Genomic DNA, 19253 nt, shown 5'->3' on the forward strand with positions numbered 1-19253 from the left:
CGCCATCAGGCGCGTTTTTCTTGATCGCGGCAATCAGTTGTCACACAGATTGCTTGGCATGTCCTGGCGCAACCGGGTCCACAACTTGCCCGACTCGATGCCGTACTGACGCACCGTCATGAACACGGCTTCGTGGTCCTTGGTCTCGGCCAGTTTCAGCAGCGTCTTGTAGTAGGCATCCGCCGTCTCGCGCGCCTGCTTGTCGGAGAAGTAATAACGCCCGACGCGGCTATAGAGCCCCTTGAACCCGTTGAGGATCAAGGCATAGATGGGGTTACCCGAAGCAAACGAGAGCTGGTGGTGCAGACGGTAATCGAAGTCCGCATAGGCTTCGGCCGTGTTTTCCACCTCGTCGGCACCGCGCAGGATCTCGGCGGCCTGATCCGGATTGTTGCGAATGGCGCCACGGATGAAGATGGTGCAGATGTTGGTGCGAGCCGACAGCAACTGGGCCACCAGATCCGGCACCTTGTCCTGATCGAGGCGCGCCAGGGTCTCCAGGATATTGAGGCCTGAGGTTTCCCAGAAGTTGTTCACCTTGGTCGGTTTGCCATGCTGGATGGTGAGCCAGCCATCGCGGGCAAGGCGCTGCAGCACTTCGCGCAAGGTAGTGCGAGTCACGCCAATCAGCTCGGACAATTCACGCTCCGCCGGCAGAATGGATCCAGGAGGAAAGCGATTGTTCCAGATGGACTCGATGATGTATTCCTCGGCAAACCCGGCAGGGCTTTGCGCTTTTATGACCATGTAGTGACTCTGTTGTAGTACGTAAAAAGGCTCACGAATAATAGCAAAGCCGGTCATGCTGGCAAGCATAAGGTCAGTCCTCTGCTCACATTAACCCGATCTTTTTGTTAAAAATATGTATGCGGCGACAACGCGAGAGCCAACCAACCCCCAATGGGGGTGTGATACACACTTCATCCCTGTGCAAGTTTCGCCGCGTTATTTATAGTTATCGCTCCCTTGATTAAAATCATGTGCAATCAATCTGATACAGGTGAATATCCGGAAGTTCGGGTCGAGCCGGGCTCGACTGCATAGACGCAGATACCAACAACAGAATCGAGAACCATCATTATGCCAATCAGCCTAGGGCGCGCGTTTACAAAGAATTTTCTGGGCAATGCCCCGCGATGGTACAAGCTTGCCATCGTCCTATTCCTGCTGATCAATCCGATCGTCTTTCACCTTGATCCCTTCCTGGCTGGCTGGCTGCTGGTCGTCGAGTTCATCTTCACCCTGGCCATGGCCCTCAAGTGCTACCCCTTGCAACCCGGCGGTCTGCTGGCCATCGAGGCGGTACTCATCGGCATGACCTCGGCCGACCAGATCAAGCATGAGCTGGTGGCCAATATAGAAGTGCTGCTGCTGCTGGTCTTCATGGTGGCCGGCATCTACTTCATGAAGCAGTTGCTGCTCTATGTCTTCACCAAGATGCTGGTGCGCATCCACTCCAAGACGCTGCTCTCCCTCGCCTTCTGCCTGGTGTCGGCCTTTTTGTCCGCCTTCCTCGATGCCCTGACCGTGATCGCCGTGGTGATCAGCGTCGCCACCGGTTTCTACGCCATCTACCACAAGGTGGCCTCACGGGATGAGTCCGGCAATCTGCACCACGATGACGAGGAGATCGACGAGCTCTCCCGTCGGCATCTGAACGAATTTCGGGCCTTCTTGCGCAGCCTGATGATGCACGCGGCCATCGGTACCGCACTGGGGGGCGTCTGCACCCTGGTCGGCGAGCCCCAGAACCTCATCATCGGCGAGCAGGCGGGTTGGCATTTCGGCGAGTTTGCCGTTCGCATGTCTCCCGTCACCATCCCCGTGTTCCTCTGCGGTCTGCTCACCTGCATCCTGGTCGAAAGGTTCCGCTGGTTCGGCTATGGCACCCGGCTGCCCGAGCCCGTACGCCACATCATGGAAGCGTACGAACGCGAGGAAGAAGCCCAGCGTACCCCGCAAGACAAGGCCAAGCTGATCGTCCAGGCACTGATCGCCACCTGGCTTATCACGGGGCTGGCCCTGCATCTGGCCGCCGTGGGGCTGATCGGCCTGACCGTCATCGTGCTCGCCACCGCCTTCACCGGCATCACCGAGGAACACGCCCTCGGCAAGGCCTTCCATGAGGCGCTGCCCTTCACCGCCCTGCTCACCGTCTTCTTCAGCGTGGTGGCGGTGATCATCGATCAACAGCTGTTCAAGCCGGTGATCCAGTGGGTGCTGGCGGCCAAGCCCGAGGATCAGCTCGCCCTCTTCTATCTGGCCAACGGCCTGCTCTCCATGGTCAGTGACAACGTCTTCGTCGGCACTGTCTACATCAACGAGGTGAAGACGGCGCTGATCAACGGGGCCATCAGCCGCGCCCACTTCGATCTGCTGGCGGTGGCCATCAACACGGGCACCAACCTGCCCTCGGTCGCCACCCCCAACGGCCAGGCCGCCTTCCTGTTCATGCTGACCTCGGCCCTGGCCCCCCTGCTGCGCCTCTCGTACGGCCGCATGGTATGGATGGCCCTGCCCTATACCCTGGTACTGGGCCTGGTCGGTTTCTTCTCCGTGGAGCTGTTGCTCGGCCCCGCCACCGAATGGTTCTACCAGGCGGGTTGGCTGATGGAGCACGCCGCCGTGCCTCTGTCGGCGCCGGCGGCACACTGATGGTGAAAGGGGCTGTACGGCCCCTTTCTTTTTGGATGGGGCTCTGCTCTAATTCAGCCACTATTTTCTCTGTGAGATCAATCAGATGATCGAGTTTCTTCGCCGCATTGCCAGCCATCGTCTGGCCTGGGGATTGCTGGCCGCGTCCGCTCTCTTCCTCGAACTGTGCGCCCTCTTCTTCCAGCACGTGCTGGGCCTGCACCCTTGTGTCATGTGCATCTACGAGCGGATCGCCATCCTGGGCGTGCTGGCGGCCGGCCTGCTCGGCATGGTGGCGCCCCAGAAGTGGTATGTGCGCTGGAGCGCCATGCTGCTGTGGGGCTACAGCGCCTTCTGGGGCCTGAAGCTGGCGCTCAAGCATGTGGATTATCAGATGAACCCCTCCCCCTTCAACGTGTGCGAGGGCTTTGTCGACTTCCCCAGCTGGGCGCCGCTGGATCAGTGGATCCCCTGGATGTTCTATCCGGACGGAGATTGCAGCGAGATCAGCTGGCAATTCCTCGGCTTCTCCATGCCCCAGTGGCTGGTCGCCATCTTCGCCGCCTATCTGCTGGTCTTTGTGGTGGTCGCCATTGGCAACCTGATCAAGGGTCGCTGCTGCAACTGAGCCGGGAGGCACGCATAAACAAAGGAGGGAGCCGATGGCTCCCTCCTTTGTTTATGCGTCAGATCACGCCTGGACCATAGTTCCACAGCGGTGAGTTGCCATCTTCGTCTCCAGATTGCCGATTGCCATCGTGACCATCGGCAATCTGACAGTGAGCAGGCCACAAACAGAAAGGGAGCCATCGGCTCCCTTTCTCATTTCATTGCCACAGGGACAAGAAGCTCAGGAGGCCACCTTGCCGGCATCCATCCTGGCCTTCACCATGCCGACCACCATGGGCAGCAGGGAGATGCCGATGATGCCGAAGATGAGCAGGGTGAAGTTGTGACGCACCACCGGCAGATTGCCGAAGAAGTGGCCCGCATAGACGAAGGAGAGCACCCACAGGAGGCCGCCCACCAGATTGAACGCCAGGAAGCGTGGATAGGTCATGGCACCCATCCCCGCCACGAAGGGCGCAAAGGTGCGCACTATGGGCAGGAAGCGGGTGATGATGATGGTCTTGCCCCCGTGCTTGGCATAGAAGGCGTGGGTCTTGACCAGGTAATCGCGGCGGAAGATCTTCGAGTCCGGATTGCGGAACAGCTGCTCGCCGAAGAAGTGCCCTATGGTGTAGTTCACCACGTTGCCGAGCACAGCGGCGATGATCAGCACCCCTGCCAGGGTATGCACGTCCAGCACGCTGCCCACCGTCAGGGCCCCGGCGGCAAACAGCAGGGAGTCGCCAGGCAGGAAGGGGGTGACCACCAGGCCTGTCTCGCAGAAGATGATGAGAAACAGGATGGCGTACACCCAGATCCCGTAGTGTTCGAACAGCTCTTTCAGGTGCACGTCAACGTGCAGGATAAAGTCGATGGCAAAGAGGATCAGATCCATTTTTTGGGTACTCATGAAGTGAACGGCGTGGAGTCTACGCCAATGAGACCTGGCTCACAATCACCCCATGGTCCCCTTTTTCGCCCTCATACAAAAGGAGCCATTCAATACCCTTAACTGGCGCACCCGGTGGCAAGAAAAAAACTGCCATGAACGGGGTCAGATTGGGATCAATCGGCCTTGTCCAGAGAGGTCAGCACGACATCGGGCAAGCACCTCTCCCAGCCCCATAACAGAAGCAGCAACAGGCTGATATCGTCGAGCCAGCCAAAGAGCGGCACCAGGTCGGGCACCAGATCCACCGGGCTGATGCCGTAGAGCAGAATAAAGATGACCAGCCCCCGCGCCCACCAGGGGGTGGCCGGATGGCGAAACCCCAGGTAGAGGCGGCGCAGCCGCCGCCAGATAAGCCAGCGTCTGGCGCTCACGACTCGATCAACTCGCTGCGCAGCCGCTGGATCTGATCCCGCAGCGCCGCCGCCTGCTCGAACTCCAGATCCCGCGCATGCTGGAACATCTGCTCCTCCATCCGCTTGATCTCCTTGGCGATCTCGCTGGCGGAGCGGGCATGGTACTCCCCCTGCGGCTCGGCGGCCTTGCGGCTGCCCCGCCCGGCCTTGCCCGCGGTGCGGCTGCCCCCCATGTCCATCACGTCCCCGATGGACTTGTTGAGCCCCTTAGGCACGATGCCGTGTTCCAGGTTGTGGGCGTGTTGAAGGGCGCGGCGCCGCTCGGTCTCCTCAATGGCCACCTGCATGGAGTTGGTGATGGTATCCCCGTAGAGGATCACCTTGCCGTTGAGGTTGCGCGCCGCCCGGCCGATGGTCTGGATCAGCGAGCGGGTGGAGCGCAGGAAGCCCTCCTTGTCCGCATCCAGGATGGCCACCAGGGAGACCTCTGGCATGTCGAGGCCTTCGCGCAGCAGGTTGATGCCCACCAGAACGTCGAATTTGCCGAGGCGCAGATCGCGGATGATCTCCACCCGCTCCACGGTATCGATGTCGGAGTGCAGGTAGCGCACCCGCACCTCGTGATCCGCCAGGTATTCGGTCAAGTCCTCCGCCATCCGCTTGGTGAGGGTGGTCACCAGCACCCGCTCCTCCACTGCCACCCGCTTGCGGATCTCGGAGAGCAGGTCGTCCACCTGGGTGCTGACGGGCCGCACCTCCACCTCGGGATCCAGCAGGCCGGTGGGACGCACCACCTGCTGCACCACGTCGCCGCCAGACTTCTCCAGCTCATAGGGGCCTGGGGTCGCCGAGACGAACACCGTCTGCGGCATCAGGGCCTCGAATTCGTCGAATTTCAGCGGCCGGTTGTCGAGCGCCGAGGGAAGCCTAAAGCCGTACTCCACCAGGGTCTCCTTGCGAGAGCGGTCGCCCTTGAACATGGCACCTATCTGCGGCACCGTGACGTGGGATTCGTCGATGATGAGCAGGCCGTCCCCCGGCAGGTAGTCAAACAGGGTGGGCGGCGGCTCCCCCGGCGCGCGGCCGGAGAGGTAGCGGCTGTAGTTCTCGATGCCGGAGCAGTAGCCGAGCTCCTGCATCATCTCCATGTCGAACTGGGTGCGCTGGCTGATGCGCTGCTCCTCCACCAGCTTGCCCAGCGACAACAGCTGCTCACGGCGGCTCTTGAGCTCCTCCTTGATGTGCTCGATGGCGCCGAGTATGGTCTCGCGCGGGGTGGCATAGTGGGTCTTGGGGTAGATGGTGTAGCGCACCACCGTCTGCTCGATGGCGCCGGTCAGCGGGTCGAACAGGGAGAGGCGCTCCACTTCTTCGTCAAACAGCTCCACCCGCAGGGCCAGCTTGTCCGATTCGGCGGGGTAGATGTCGATCACCTCCCCCCGTACCCGGAAGGTACCGCGCTGGAACGCCATGTCGTTGCGGGTGTACTGCAGCTCGGCGAGGCGACGCAGGATATCCCGCTGATTGATCAGGTCCCCCACTTTCAGGTGCAGCATCATGCTGAGGTAGGCCTGGGGATCCCCCAGGCCATAGATGGCCGACACCGAGGCGACGATCACCACGTCGCGCCGCTCCAGCAGCGCCTTGGTGGCCGAGAGCCGCATCTGCTCGATGTGATCGTTGATGGAGGCATCCTTCTCTATAAAGGTGTCCGTGGTCGGCACATAGGCTTCCGGCTGGTAGTAGTCGTAGTAGGAGACGAAATACTCAACCGAGTTATCTGGGAAGAACTCCTTCATCTCCCCGTAGAGCTGGGCCGCCAGCGTCTTGTTGGGCGCCAGTATCATGGTGGGGCGATTGAGAGTCGCGATGACGTTGGCCATGGTGAAGGTCTTGCCCGAGCCGGTCACCCCGAGCAGGGTCTGGTGGGCCAACCCGGACTCTATGCCGTCGAGCAGCTGGGCGATGGCCCTCGGCTGATCCCCGGCGGGTTGAAACTGGCTGGCCAGCTTGAAAGGCTTATTCATGACGACTCCCGGCAAAAAACGGCAAGAGTGCAGTGTACCCCGAGTTGACGGGCCTGGGTATCCGCCGGCCTGCCCTGATGGCTATTGACCCCGAAATACGACCTCTGTATGATGCACCTCCTTGCCTGATGTTCCCCCGTAGTTCAGTCGGTAGAACGGCGGACTGTTAATCCGTATGTCACTGGTTCAAGTCCAGTCGGGGGAGCCAATTCCTCACCATCTCGGTGCAAGTTATCCACTTTAGTGCTTTCCTCTGCCAATTTTAATGCACAAGCCCTGCCTTGCTGCACGCCTCCCTTTTGAACCCCCGTCACTGACCGGCAGCGTTTTGTTCTGTCGCGCATAACTATTTGATTTTTATAGAAACAATTTATTGCCGGTATTTTTTGAACAGCCCTTGAAGCCCAGTAATAGCGCGGGCTACAGCCTGATCACCAAGTTTCATGAACAGGGTTATCCACAGTTTCTGTGGGTAAGTTGACCAAAGCCAATGTTCATCTGGGTTGGCAGCGATTGTCTCCGGTTTGGCGAGGCGACGCACCGCTCGCCCCATTTTCTGCTGTTTTTGTCCGCCCCCCTAAATGGGGTCAACCAGGGCAACGCCCCCACCCCGGCGCGGTCTTTTTTCGCCATGCCCCGTGCCACGGGTCAGCCCTCGCCGGACGACAAATGGGGTTCTTTTGTATCCCTTCACTGACCTCAGTGAAAAATGCTGAAAACCATGCCCAATCGCTCCCCATACAGCAGGTAATAAATTGTCCACAGGGCCGTCGGCCCTTCCCCTCCCGACAGCAGAAATCACTCATTGACACCGGATCCGGCAGCGTAAAGTAGAGTATTTTTCCTCCTGGGCGCCGCGCATCCCTCACCCCTCTGGTCGAGGCGCCACTTAACTGGCTGTCGATCCGCTTTGGCGCTTCTTTCTTGCCAAGGGATACGGCACAATATCGGCCCCACTTTTTTCCTCGGTTTTTCCGGGCATGACCATAGATTTCGTGACACTGCTACATCAAAGCGACTCCCTGCTGCTGTTCGTGGTACTGGCCTTCGGCCTGCTGCTGGGCAAGGTCCGCATCGGCAACTTCCAGATAGGCAATACCATAGGGGTGCTGTTCACCGCCCTGCTGTTCGGCCAGATGGGATTCCAGTTTTCCACCTCCACCGAAAACGTCGGCTTCATGCTGTTCATCTTCTGCGTGGGGATTGAAGCGGGGCCGCACTTCTTCAGCGTCTTCTTGCGCGACGGCATCCACTACATCACCCTGACCCTGGTGATCCTGCTGAGCGCCCTGTTGCTCACCGTGGGGCTGGCCAAGTTCTTCAACCTGGGGCCCGGCATGGCGGCCGGCATCCTGGCGGGGTCGCTCACCTCCACCCCGGCGCTGGTGGGCGCCCAGGATGCCCTGCGCAGCGGCCTGCTCAACCTGCCCCACCAGACCGACATGCAGTCGGTGCTCGACAACATGGGCATCGGCTATGCGCTCACCTATCTGGTGGGGCTGGTGGGATTGATGCTGGTGGTGCGCTACCTGCCTTCCCTGGCGCGGCTCGACCTCAACACCGAGGCCCAGAAGATCGCCCGCGAGCGGGGCCTCTCCGACAGCGAGAGCCGCAAGACCTACCTGCCCATCATCCGCGCCTATCGGGTCGGCCCGGAGCTCGCCGCCTGGATCGGCGGTCGCACCCTGCGAGAGACCGGTATCTACCCCCACACCGGCTGTTATGTGGAGCGCATTCGCCGCAACGGCATACTGGCCAGCCCCGATGGTGACGCCGTCATCCAGGAGGGAGACGAGATCGCCCTGGTGGGCTACCCCGAGAGCCACGAGAAGCTGGACGTCAACTACCGCAACGGCAAGGAAGTGTTCGATCGCAACCTGCTGGACCTGCAGATCGTCACCGAAGAGATAGTGGTGAAGAACGATGCCGTGGTCGGCCGCCACCTGGTGGAACTCAACCTCACCGAGAAGGGGTGCTTCCTCAACCGGGTGGTGCGATCCCAGATAGAGATGCCGTTCGATCGCAACATCATGCTGCAGAAGGGTGACGTGCTGCAGATCAGCGGCGAGAAACAGCGGGTCAAGCTTTTGGCCAACAAGATCGGCTTCATCAGCATCCATAGCCAGACCACGGATCTGGTGGCCTTCACTACCTTCTTCGTGCTGGGGCTGCTGATAGGCTCCGTCTCCCTGGTGTTCGGCCAGATAGAATTCGGCCTCGGCAACGCCGTCGGCCTGCTGCTGGCGGGGATCCTGATGGGCTATCTTCGGGCCAACCACCCCACTGTGGGCTATGTGCCGCCGGGCGCCCTGCGCCTAGCCAAGGATCTCGGCCTCGCCGTCTTCATGGTGAGCACCGGGTTGAAAGCGGGGGGCGGCATCCTGGATCACCTGAGCGAGGTGGGCATGGTGGTGCTCTTCTCCGGCATGCTGGTAACCACACTGCCGGTGCTGGTGGGTTACCTGTTCGGGGTCTGGGTGCTGAAGATGAACCCGGCCCTGCTGCTGGGGGCCATCACCGGGGCCCGCACCTGCGCCCCGGCCATGGACGTGGTGAACGAGGCGGCCAACAGCTCCATCCCGGCGCTCGGCTATGCCGGCACCTATGCGGTAGCCAACGTCATGCTGACCCTGGCGGGCTCCTTCATCATCGGCTTCTGGTTCTAGGCCGGCTCGGGTATTGAATATGCAATGAAAAGAGGGAGCCCACGGGCTCCCTCTTCATTTGGTGTTCTCCCCGGCCAGGCCCCCTACCGATAGTGAAGATCGTGCTATCACCCGAGCGCAATCAAACCCAACGAGCTAAGGGGTCCTCTGAGCCACGCTTACACTCAATAAAACGAGTGAGGTGAACATCATGAAACGCTTATGGATTGTCATTTTTTGGGTGCTTTGTTCCCTGTCCCCGGCCTGGAGTGCCGAGCCAGATAAAAAAGCCACCACCGAGGAAGAAGAGGAGCGCAGCGCCCTGGCCTTTGACAGCGAGGAACTCGCCAAACCCATGCTGGGGGATCTCGACGCCATGCTGGAGCGGCGCACCATTCGGGTGCTCACCACCTATAACAAGACCGGCTACTTCATCAACAAGGGGGTGCAACGGGGGGTCACTTACGACGCCTTCATGCAGGTGGAGAAACGCCTCAACGAACAACTGCGCAAGCAGAAGGCCATCAAGCGTCACCTCAAGGTGCACTTCGTCTTCATTCCCGTCGCCCGCGAGGCCCTGCTGACCTCCCTCATCGAAGGCAAGGGGGATATCGCCGCTGCCAACCTCACCATCACGGACAAGCGCAAGAAGCAGGGGGTGGTGTTCAGCGATCCCTTGCTCGAGAACGTGCGGGAGCTGCTCGTCTCGGGCCCCGACTCCCCCAAGGTGGAGAGCGCCGCCGATCTGGGTGGCAAGACCATCTTCGTGCGCCCCTCCTCCAGCTATTTCGAGAGCCTCATGGCCTATAACCAGGCCCGCAAGGCGGCGGGAGAGCCCCTCATCGACATCCAGCCCGCCTCCGAAGTGCTGGAAGATGAAGATCTGGTGGAGATGGTGAACGCGGGCCTGCTTCCCTTCATCGTCATGGACGAGCACAAGGCCCGCTTCTGGCAGAAGATCTTCCCCAAGATCACCATTCATGAGACCCCGGTGTTCCGGGAGGGGGGCATCATCGCCTGGGCGGTACGCCAGGACAGTCCCAAGCTGCTCGCCATGCTCAACGAGCAGATCAAGGCAATCCGCGGCAAGGCGACGGGGGAGGACGTACTGGCGCGCTATCTCAAGCAGAACAAGTTCGTCAAGAGCGCCGCCGCCGAGGCCGAGCGCAAGAAGTTCCTGCAGGTGGTGGAACTGTTTCGTGAATACGGCGAGAAATACGACGTGGACTGGCTGCTGGTCGTCGCCCAGGGCTATCAGGAGTCCGCCCTCAACCACAAGGCGCGCAGCCATGTCGGCGCCATCGGCATCATGCAGATCATGCCCGCCACCGGCAAGGGGCTGAAGGTGGGCGACATCCGCCAGCTCGAGCCCAACATCCACGGCGGCGTCAAATACATGCGCTGGATGATCGATCACTACTACGCCGACGAGCCCATGACCGCCCTCGACAAGGCATTGTTCTCGTTTGCCTCCTACAACGCCGGTCCCGCCCGGGTGGCGCGGCTGCGCACCGAGGCGAAGAAGCGGGGGCTGGATCCCAACGTCTGGTTCCACAACGTCGAATACGTGGCGGCGGAGAAGATAGGAGCCGAGACCGTCACCTATGTGGGCAACATCTACAAGTACTACATCGCCTACAAGCTGGTGATGGAGCAGATGCAGCTGAGACAGCAAGCCAGCGAGACCCTCAAACGGCAGGAGCAACCCGCCGACAAGGCGCCCGCCAAGGAGACCAAGTCCTAGAGCCGCCACCCGGCGTTTGCAAACAACAGGCGGGCCTTCCTCGGAAGGCCCGCCTGTTGTTTGCCCCCTAATCAGAGCCCCCCTCCTCCCACGGAGTTAAGACGGCCAGTGCAGGATGGGGCGGCACTGCGGCAGGCAGTCAGGCCTCCTTTTCGCCTCGCAGCAGCTCGAGCAGCAGGCTGCCGTCTCGCAGGGCCTTGTGCACCTGCACCGAGGTGGGCTTGGTGGGGTCTTCATAGAAATGGGTGGACTCGATCTGCAGACGCACCAGGTAGTCGGCCGGCAGCTGGCTCGCCAGGGACTGGTGCAGCATGGGGAACAGCAGGCGATCGGCCCGGGTGATCTCCCCCCCCAGCAGCAGCTTGCCCGGATTGAGCAGGCAGATGAGGTTGGCCAGCACCCGGGAGAGGCGCCCCGCCGCCTGGTGCAGGATATCCTGGCAGAGGCTGTTGCCCGCCAGCGCCAGCTCGCACAGCTCGCGGATGGTGACGACCTCGGGCAGATCGTGCTCCTGCATCCGCTCGCGCAGGTCCCGGTACTGGGCCTCCAGCGCCTGATTGGTCACGAGCGTACAGGCGCAGCCGAAGCCGCCGCAGTAACAGCGCTGGCCGTAGGGCTCGAGCTGCAGGTGGCTGAGATCCCCGAGCAGGGCCGCCTCGCTCTCGATGAGCTGGCCGTTGACCACCATGCCGACCCCGATGTCGTTGTGCACGAACACCAGCACCGCATCGGCACAGTTCTTGGCGGCCCCCCACTCCCGCTCGGCCTGGATCCAGGTGCGCACGTCACCGCTCACCAGCACGGGCACCGAGAAGGCCTCCTGCAGGGTGGGCCCGAGGGGCCAGTTGCGCAGATCGTAGTAGGGGAAGTGCTTGACCATGCCGGAGTGGCGCTCCACCTGCCCCGGCAGGCAGAGGGCGATGCAGGCCAGGCGCAGCGCCTTCTTGGGCAGGAAGCCCTCGATGGCCCGCACCAGGCTCGCCAGCAGGGAGGCCCGCTCCCCCTCGTTGAAGACGTGGCGATGGCGCGCCATGGAGCGGCCCGCCAGATCGAACAGGGCCATGTCCACATAGCCGCGGCCAAGGCGCATGGAGAGAAACTGGAAGCGGCGCTCGTTGATGCGCAGCAGGGTCTGACGGCGGCCACGGCCCACCGAGCTCTCGCCACAGGTAACCACCAGACCGCCATCGAGCAGCTCGCGGGTGATCTTGGTGATGCTGGCGGGAGAGAGGCCGGTCAAACGGGACAGATCGGTACGGGACAGCTCCTTGTGCTCCTCCAGGCTGGCGTAGACCAGGCCGTAGTTGAGCTGACGGATCAAATCGATACTGCCTTTCACGATCTCATTCATAGGGTTGGGGCTAACGAAAGGAACGAATGGCGCGATTTTCCCACATTCTGTGCCGATCCCCAAATTTGCCGTCTGGATATCCCGTCCAGACGGCAAAAATGTGACTAGTAACGGAAGCGGGAGACGAGTTGACGCAATTTGTCACCCGTACCGGCCAGGGCGCGGGTGGTGGTGTTGGACTCCCCGGCCGCCTCGGTCAGCTCGCTGACGATCTGCTGGATGGCCACCAGGTTCTTGTTGATCTCCTCGGAGACCGCGTGCTGCTCCTCGGCGGCGGTCGCTATCTGGATGTTCATGTCGTTGATGGTACCGACGGCCGCCACCATGCTGTCGAGGGAGCTGGCGATGTGGCTCGCCTCCTGCACCGTCTCCTGGCTGCGGGCCTCGCTCGCCTGCATCACCTCTACCGCCTGCCTGACCCCGCCCTGCAGCCGCTGGAGCATCTCGTTGATCTCCTTGGTGCTTTGCTGGGTGCGACCGGCCAGGGAGCGCACCTCGTCCGCCACCACCGCAAAGCCGCGGCCCTGCTCGCCGGCCCGTGCCGCCTCGATGGCGGCGTTGAGCGCCAGCAGATTGGTCTGATCGGCGATGCCGCGAATGACCTCCACCACGGACCCTATCTTGCCGGTCTCGTGGGCGAGCTGCTCGATGACACCGGCGGCCACGTGTACCTCGTCCACCAGCCGGTTGATGCTGCCGATGGCGCTGTTCACCACACCGCGGGCGGCGTCAGATTCGCGGGCCGCATCGCTGGTGGCGCTGGCCGCGTTGGAGGCGCTGGCCGCCACCTCCTGGGCGGTGGAACTCATCTCGGTCACGGCGGTGACCACCTGATCCGTCTCCTTGCCATGGCCCTGCATCTGCCTGTCTGCGTGCTCGCTCAGGCTGTGCAGCCTGTCCACGGCGCCGAGCAGCTGATGGCTGGTCTCACCCACCTGGCTCACCACCGACTGGATCCGCTCGACGAAACGGTTGAAGGCGGTGGCCAGCTGACCCACCTCATCCTTGCTCTGCACCTTGAGGCGCCGGGTCAGATCCCCTTCCCCGTCGGCGATGTCGTTGAGGGCCGAGACCGCGTCCGCCAGCGGCCGGGTGACCCGGTTGCCGATCACCACGGTGGCAGCCAGGGTCACCCCCAGGATCACCAGGATGAGCAGCACGCTGCTTTGCAGGGAGGCGTGCATGGTCTCCTCGCGCTCGCTGCGCAGGGCCGCCAGCTCGTTGTCGATATCGTCGATGTAGAAGCCCGTGCCCACCACCCACTGGTACTTGTCGAGCACCAGGTTGAAGGAGAGCTTGGGGGCATCCCGGCCGAGGGACGGCTTGTTGGTCCAGTATTCGGAGAAGCCGTCGCCCTCCCGCGCCGACTTGATGATCCCCTGGATCAGGAAGGTGCCCTTGGCATCCTTGTCCTGCCAGCGATTCTTGCCCTCCATCTCGGGGCGGGTCGGCAGCAGCACAGTGTTCCCCTGATAGTCGTAGACGAAGAAGTAGCCGTCACTGCCATAGCGCAAGGGGCGCAGGATCTCGGTCACCCGCTGGCGGGTCTCTGGGTTGTCTGGCCCGGCATAGGCCTGCTCGATGGCCGTCTTGGCCAGCATCAGGTAGCTGCTGAGCAGGGCCTTGCGCTCCTTGACCGCCTTCTCCCTCGCCACCACCAGATCGGACTCCAGACCGTTCCTGGCCACCAGGTAGTTGCTGAGGTTGACCACCAGGGCCATCAGCAGCACGGGGATGGCCCCCAGCAACAGAATTTTCTGCTTTAGCGTCATCTTGTACTTCCTTTAGCCATTTTATTGTGGGTGCTTCGTTCCTACTCGCTCAGCCATGGAGTGCTGGCCGAGGGGGGAGTGCCTTCGCTACAATCCCGCCACCTTTTATTATCGACCCGATGAGCTGACCCATGAGCCAATGTCCTTGCGGTTCCTCCCTCCCCCTCTCCCAGTGCTGTGGCGCCCTCCACGCAGGCCAGACCGCCGCCAGCCCGGAGCAGCTGATGCGCTCGCGCTACAGCGCCTTCGTGCTGGGATTGGGGGAGTACCTGGTCCACAGCTGGCACCCTGACTTTCTGCACGGCCTGACGGCGGCCGAGCTCTCCCGGACCGATACCCGCTGGGACGGCCTCGAGATCCTCGCCAGCCAGGGCGGCCCCCTTGATGAGACCGGCACGGTGGAGTTCAAGGCCTGGTTCCTGGAGGGGAACGAGCGTCACTGCCTGCACGAGCGATCCCGCTTCGTGCGTCATCAGGGGCGCTGGGTCTACACCGACGGCGAGCAGGATCCGGCGCCGCTGCGGGTTGGTCGCAACGACCCCTGCCCCTGTGGCAGCGGCAAAAAGTTCAAGAAGTGCTGCGGCTAAGCGCCGTGACTCGTGTCGACAGAGGGGGCCCGGTGGCCCCCTCTGCTGTTGCTGGAGTGTGACAACAATCACGTTTCGCTCATTAACACCCCTTTTTATGAGCGTTTGCGAACATTAACTTGGCCCATATCAAACATTTCCAACCAGGGAAGCGCCACACTGGCCCCATCTGGAAGAGATGAGACGGGCAAGAATGAAAAGAATAACCACGGAAGTCGTCATCATAGGGGGGGGCGCCACCGGCGCCGGCATCATGCGCGATTGCGCGCTGCGCGGCATCGACTGCATCCTGCTGGAGCGGGACGACATCGCCGCCGGCACCACGGGGCGCAACCACGGCCTGCTCCACTCGGGGGCCCGCTACGCGGTAACGGATCAGGAGTCCGCCCGCGAGTGCATTCAGGAGAACCGCATCCTCAAGCGGATCGCCAGCCACTGCGTGGAGGATACCGGCGGCCTCTTCATTACCCTGCCGGAAGATGACCTCCATTTTCAGCGCACCTTCATGGATGCCTGCGCCCTGGCGGGCATCGAGACTCGCCAGCTGGATCCCCGAGAGGCGCTGCGCCTCGAACCCAACGTCAACCCGGCGCTGATCGGGGCCATACAGGTACCGGACGGCACGGTCGATCCCTTCCGCCTGGCCGCCGCCAACGTACTGGACGCGAAAGAACACGGCGCCCGCATCTTCACCCACAGCAAGGTGCTGGGGCTGCTCCGCACCCAGGATAGGGTGCACGGGGTCAAGGCCATCAACACCCGCACCGGAGAGGCGTTCGAGGTGGAGTGCCGGGAGGTGATCAACGCCGCCGGCATCTGGGGCCAGCAGATCTGCGAGTACGCCGACCTCGGCATCCGCATGTTCCCGGCCAAGGGCTCCCTGCTCATCATGGATTACCGCCTCAACCAGCTGGTGCTCAACCGCTGCCGCAAGCCGGCGGATGCGGACATCCTGGTGCCGGGCGACACCATCTCCCTCATCGGCACCACCTCGAGCCGCATCGACTACGACAAGATTGACCAGCTCACCGTCGAGCCCAGCGAGGTGGAGGTGCTGCTGCGCGAGGGGATCAAGCTCGCCCCCGTCATGGCGCGCACCCGGCTGCTGCGCGCCTATGCCGGTGTACGCCCCCTGGTGGCGGTGGACGGCGACGAGTCGGGCCGCAACATCAGCCGCGGCATCGTCTTGCTGGATCATGCGGAGCGCGACGGTCTTCAGGGCTTCAACACCATCACCGGCGGCAAGCTGATGACCTACCGCCTGATGGCCGAATGGGCCACCGACCTGCTGGCCAGGAAGCTTGGCAACAGCAAGCCCTGCCGCACCGCCGAGCTGGCCCTGCCGGGCTCGCGGGATCCGGAGAAGGTCTCAGCCCCCGGTCTCTCGGTGCCCGCCGAAGGCTCGGCCCAGTACCGTCACGGCGAGCGGGTCATCGCCTTCTTCCGCGACAACCCCAAGGCCAACGCCCTCATCTGCGAATGCGAGATGGTGACCGCGGGGGAGATTGAATACGCCCTGCGCGAGCTCGACGTGGACAACCTGGTGGACTTGCGCCGCCGCACGCGCCTGGGCATGGGTCCCTGTCAGGGGGAGCTGTGCGCCTATCGCGCCGCCGGCCTGATGCAGGAATACGGCAAGGCCGACGGCCGTCAGGCCTGCGTCATGCTGCGCCAGTTCCTGGAGGAGCGCTACAAGGGCACCCGCCCCGTGCTCTGGGGGGATGCCCTGCGCGAAGCCGAGTTTACCTACTGGATCTACGAGGGGCTGTTCGGCCTTGGCGAGTGGACGGCCCCCCACCTGGTGAGTGATCCCCCCTTCCCGCTCGCCCCCCGCACCCCAGCCAACCCCACCAAGGAGCGCAGCCATGAAATTTGACAGCATAGTGATAGGCGGCGGCATGGCGGGCCTCTCGGCGGCCCTGCGCCTGGCCGAGGCAGGCCAGAAGACCCTGCTGATGGCCTCCGGCCAGAGCGCCCTGCACTTCTCCTCCGGCTCGGTCGATCTGCTGGAGAGCGAGGGGGATCCCCGCACCGCCCTGCCCGATTTCATGGCCACTCATCCGGATCACCCCTACAGCAAGGTGGGACTGGCCAACATCCTGGCGAGCCTCGATGCGCTGCAGCGTCAGTGCGCCGAGGAGGGACTGACCCTCATTCGCCAGGAGCGCAACCACCAGCGCCTCACCCCCATCGGCACCCTCAAGTCCACCTGGCTCTCCCCCGAGACCTGTGCCTGCCTCACCGAGGCCCCGGCCCCCGGCGCCCTGCTGCTGGCCACTCTGGCCGGTTTTCGCGACTTTCACCCGGCGCTCGCGGCGGCCAATCTCGCGACCCACGCACGCTTCGCCCACAGCCGGATCCTGACCGGGGAGATCCGCCTGCCCCAGCTGGCCGAGTTCAGCCGCAATCCCCACGAGTTTCGCTCCGCCGATATCGCCCGCCTGCTCGACCGCCAACCGGAACTGCTGGCGGATCTGGCCCGCGAGATCAGCCGCATGGTGATCGAGTGCGGCGAGCCGGGCTGCCGCCATATCGTGCTGCCCGCCTGCCTGTCGCTGGGGCTGGTGGGGCCCCGCCTGGCGGAGCTGGAGAAGCGCACCGGCTGCACCATTCGCGAAGTCGCCACCATGCCGCCGTCCCTCATCGGGATGCGGATGCAGGAGGCCCTCAAGCGGCGCTTCATGGCCCTCGGCGGCACCTTCCTCACCAGCGAGCGGGTGCTGGGTGCCCGCTACCAGGGGGACAGGGTGCTCGGGGTGCACAGCCAGAACGGCGACGACCAGCTGTTCGAGGCGGATAACTTCGTACTCGCCTCCGGCAGCTTCTTCAGCCGCGGCCTGGAGTCACGCCTTGGCGGCATCCGCGAGCCCATCTTCGACGCCGATGTGCTGAGCCTGTCCGAGCGCGACGCCTGGGCCGGTCGCCGCCTGTTCGATCACCACCCCTTCATGGGCTTCGGGGTCAAGACCGACGACCAGCTGCGGGTGCTGCGGGGCGGTAAGCCCCTCGCCAACCTCTTTGGCGCCGGCAGCGTGCTGGCCCACTATGACCCCATCAAGGAAGGGTCAGGTTCAGGCGTGGCGGTCGCCACCGGCTGGCAGGCCGCCGGCCATATTCTGGCGGAGGGCTGAGATGAATCACACATTCCCACTCGCACGACACGGCGTGCTGGCCCACTACGATGCCCAATCCAAGGAAGGGTCAGGCTCAGGCGTGGCGGTTGCCACCGGCTGGCAGGCCGCCGGCCATATTCTGAACGCAGCACAATGATGTATTTGTCCCATATCCCGTGCCTTCACACCAAACGGGAGGAGAACTGACATGCTACTGGATCATGCCAACCAAACTTTCGATCAGTGCATCAAATGCACCGTCTGTACCGCCTACTGCCCGGTGGCCAAGGCCAACCCGGCCTACCCCGGCCCCAAGCAGGCGGGCCCGGATGGGGAGCGCCTGCGCATCAAGAGCCCGGAACTCTTCGACAGCGCCCTCAAATACTGCACCAACTGCAAGCGCTGCGAAGTGGCCTGCCCGAGCGGGGTGCGCATCGGCGACATCATAGCCCGGGCCAAGCACCAGTACAGCGGCTTCAAGCCGGGGATCCGCGAGTTCGTGCTCTCCCACACCGATCTGATGGGTGGCATGTCCACCCTGATGGCCCCGGTGGTCAACTTCACCACCAGCCTCAAGCCGATGAAGCTGGTGCTGGACAAGGCGCTGGGGGTCTCCTCCCACCGCGATCTGCCCAAGTACTCCCAGGGCACCTTCCGCGGCTGGTACAAGAAGCAGAAAGCGAGTCAGGCCCGCTTCGAGCGCCAAGTTGCCTACTTCCACGGCTGCTACGTGAACTACAACCACCCGCAGCTCGGCAAGGAGCTGGTGCAGGTGCTCAACGCCATGAACATCGGCGTCCAGTTGCTGGCGCGGGAGAAGTGCTGCGGCGTACCGCTGATCGCCAACGGCTTCATGGACAAGGCCAAGCAGCAGGCGGCCTTCAACATCCAGCAGCTGGAGAACACCCTGCTCGGCAACGAGATGCCGCTCTTGGCCACCTCCTCCACCTGCGGCTTCACCCTGCGGGACGAATATCCCCACCTGCTGGAGCAGGACAACCATAAGGTGCGGGATCGCATCTCGCTGGTAACCCGTTTTATCTGGAACGAGTTCTATCAGGGCAACAAGCCGGCGATGAAGCCGCTCAATCTGCACATCGCCTACCACACCCCCTGCCACATGGAGAAGATGGGGGGCGTCATCTATACCCTGGAACTGCTGCGCGCCATTCCCGGGGTCAAGGTGACGGTGCTCGACTCCCAGTGCTGCGGCATCGCCGGCACCTACGGCTTCAAATCGGAAAACTACGACACCAGCCAGGCCATAGGCCAGGGGCTGTTTGATCAGATAAACCGGCTCAAGCCCGATCTGGTCATCACCGACTGCGAGACCTGCAAGTGGCAGATCGAGATGAGCACGGCCTTCCCCTGTGAACATCCGATCCACCTGTTGGCAAGAGCCCTGGCTTGAGATGAGCACTGCCATGCTCCCCTGTGAACGCCCCTTCCACCTGCTGGCCCGGGCG

The 19253-nt window shown here is 62.8% G+C and carries 15 protein-coding genes and 1 tRNA gene; 10 read left to right on the forward strand and 6 right to left on the reverse strand.

All coding sequences use genetic code 11. The annotated features are described in order from the left end of the window. Window positions 1-33: 33 nt before the first annotated feature. Entirely contained in the window at window positions 34-747 is a 714-nt protein-coding gene (fadR, locus tag R2B70_RS10940) for a fatty acid metabolism transcriptional regulator FadR (RefSeq protein ID WP_042076965.1), read from the reverse strand. A 333-nt stretch (window positions 748-1080) separates the two neighbouring features. Here fadR and nhaB point away from each other — a divergent pair, with 333 nt between their 5' ends. Together nhaB and dsbB are read left to right on the forward strand one after the other, a co-directional pair. Continuing rightward, entirely contained in the window at window positions 1081-2655 is a 1575-nt protein-coding gene (nhaB, locus tag R2B70_RS10945) for a Na(+)/H(+) antiporter NhaB (RefSeq protein WP_318161460.1), read from the forward strand. 85 nt (window positions 2656-2740) lie between these two features. Continuing rightward, window positions 2741-3262, forward strand: coding sequence for a disulfide bond formation protein DsbB (gene dsbB / locus R2B70_RS10950; protein ID WP_209792551.1), 522 nt, complete (start codon window positions 2741-2743; stop codon window positions 3260-3262). A gap of 222 nt (window positions 3263-3484) precedes the next feature. On the opposite strand, the gene R2B70_RS10955 is transcribed toward dsbB, so the two are convergent. The 3 genes from R2B70_RS10955 to uvrB form a co-directional block, all read right to left on the reverse strand. Next, the gene (locus R2B70_RS10955; protein ID WP_042076968.1) at window positions 3485-4138 is read right to left on the reverse strand and encodes a DedA family protein; all 654 of its coding nucleotides are present in this window, start codon (window positions 4136-4138) and stop codon (window positions 3485-3487) included. Window positions 4139-4308: 170 nt separating this feature from the next. Beyond that, the gene (locus tag R2B70_RS10960; protein WP_042076969.1) at window positions 4309-4566 is read right to left on the reverse strand and encodes a YkvA family protein; all 258 of its coding nucleotides are present in this window, start codon (window positions 4564-4566) and stop codon (window positions 4309-4311) included. After that, a complete protein-coding gene (uvrB, locus tag R2B70_RS10965; RefSeq protein WP_318161461.1) occupies window positions 4563-6575 on the reverse strand; it encodes an excinuclease ABC subunit UvrB in 2013 nt (670 codons plus the stop codon). The genes R2B70_RS10960 and uvrB overlap by 4 nt, the downstream gene beginning before the upstream one ends. A gap of 132 nt (window positions 6576-6707) precedes the next feature. Here uvrB and R2B70_RS10970 point away from each other — a divergent pair. The 3 genes from R2B70_RS10970 (at window position 6708) to R2B70_RS10980 (ending at window position 10964) form a co-directional block, all read left to right on the forward strand. After that, window positions 6708-6783, forward strand: a tRNA-Asn gene (locus tag R2B70_RS10970). Between the two features lie 772 nt (window positions 6784-7555). Continuing rightward, a complete protein-coding gene (locus R2B70_RS10975; protein WP_042076971.1) occupies window positions 7556-9241 on the forward strand; it encodes an aspartate:alanine antiporter in 1686 nt (561 codons plus the stop codon). A 190-nt stretch (window positions 9242-9431) separates the two neighbouring features. After that, window positions 9432-10964 (forward strand): lytic transglycosylase F, encoded by a 1533-nt coding sequence (locus R2B70_RS10980; RefSeq protein ID WP_318161462.1) that lies wholly within the window; start codon window positions 9432-9434, stop codon window positions 10962-10964. A 139-nt stretch (window positions 10965-11103) separates the two neighbouring features. Here R2B70_RS10980 and R2B70_RS10985 read toward each other — a convergent pair whose 3' ends face one another. Together R2B70_RS10985 and R2B70_RS10990 are read right to left on the reverse strand one after the other, a co-directional pair. Further along, the gene (locus tag R2B70_RS10985; protein WP_318161463.1) at window positions 11104-12315 is read right to left on the reverse strand and encodes an ROK family protein; all 1212 of its coding nucleotides are present in this window, start codon (window positions 12313-12315) and stop codon (window positions 11104-11106) included. 104 nt (window positions 12316-12419) lie between these two features. Continuing rightward, window positions 12420-14087 (reverse strand): methyl-accepting chemotaxis protein, encoded by a 1668-nt coding sequence (locus R2B70_RS10990; protein ID WP_042076974.1) that lies wholly within the window; start codon window positions 14085-14087, stop codon window positions 12420-12422. A 131-nt stretch (window positions 14088-14218) separates the two neighbouring features. Here R2B70_RS10990 and R2B70_RS10995 point away from each other — a divergent pair, with 131 nt between their 5' ends. The 5 genes from R2B70_RS10995 (at window position 14219) to glpC (ending at window position 19198) form a co-directional block, all read left to right on the forward strand. Then, the gene (locus R2B70_RS10995) at window positions 14219-14674 is read left to right on the forward strand and encodes a YchJ family protein (protein ID WP_318161464.1); all 456 of its coding nucleotides are present in this window, start codon (window positions 14219-14221) and stop codon (window positions 14672-14674) included. Window positions 14675-14867: 193 nt separating this feature from the next. Beyond that, entirely contained in the window at window positions 14868-16550 is a 1683-nt protein-coding gene (gene glpA, locus R2B70_RS11000) for an anaerobic glycerol-3-phosphate dehydrogenase subunit A (RefSeq protein ID WP_318161465.1), read from the forward strand. Continuing rightward, window positions 16540-17805: a glycerol-3-phosphate dehydrogenase subunit GlpB gene (glpB, locus tag R2B70_RS11005; RefSeq protein WP_318161466.1), complete on the forward strand. Its 1266-nt coding sequence runs from the start codon at window positions 16540-16542 to the stop codon at window positions 17803-17805. The genes glpA and glpB overlap by 11 nt, the downstream gene beginning before the upstream one ends. Before the next feature lies 1 nt (window position 17806). Next, complete coding sequence (locus R2B70_RS11010; RefSeq protein WP_318161467.1) at window positions 17807-17944, forward strand: hypothetical protein; 138 nt, start codon at window positions 17807-17809, stop codon at window positions 17942-17944. Window positions 17945-17995: 51 nt separating this feature from the next. Next, on the forward strand, window positions 17996-19198 hold the full coding sequence (gene glpC, locus R2B70_RS11015; protein ID WP_318161468.1) for an anaerobic glycerol-3-phosphate dehydrogenase subunit GlpC: 1203 nt from the start codon (window positions 17996-17998) through the stop codon (window positions 19196-19198). The last annotated feature ends 55 nt before the right edge of the window (window positions 19199-19253 follow it).

The organism is Aeromonas sp. XH, from assembly GCF_033348475.1.
In the GTDB taxonomy this organism is placed as follows: Bacteria; Pseudomonadota; Gammaproteobacteria; order Enterobacterales; family Aeromonadaceae; genus Aeromonas; species Aeromonas sanarellii.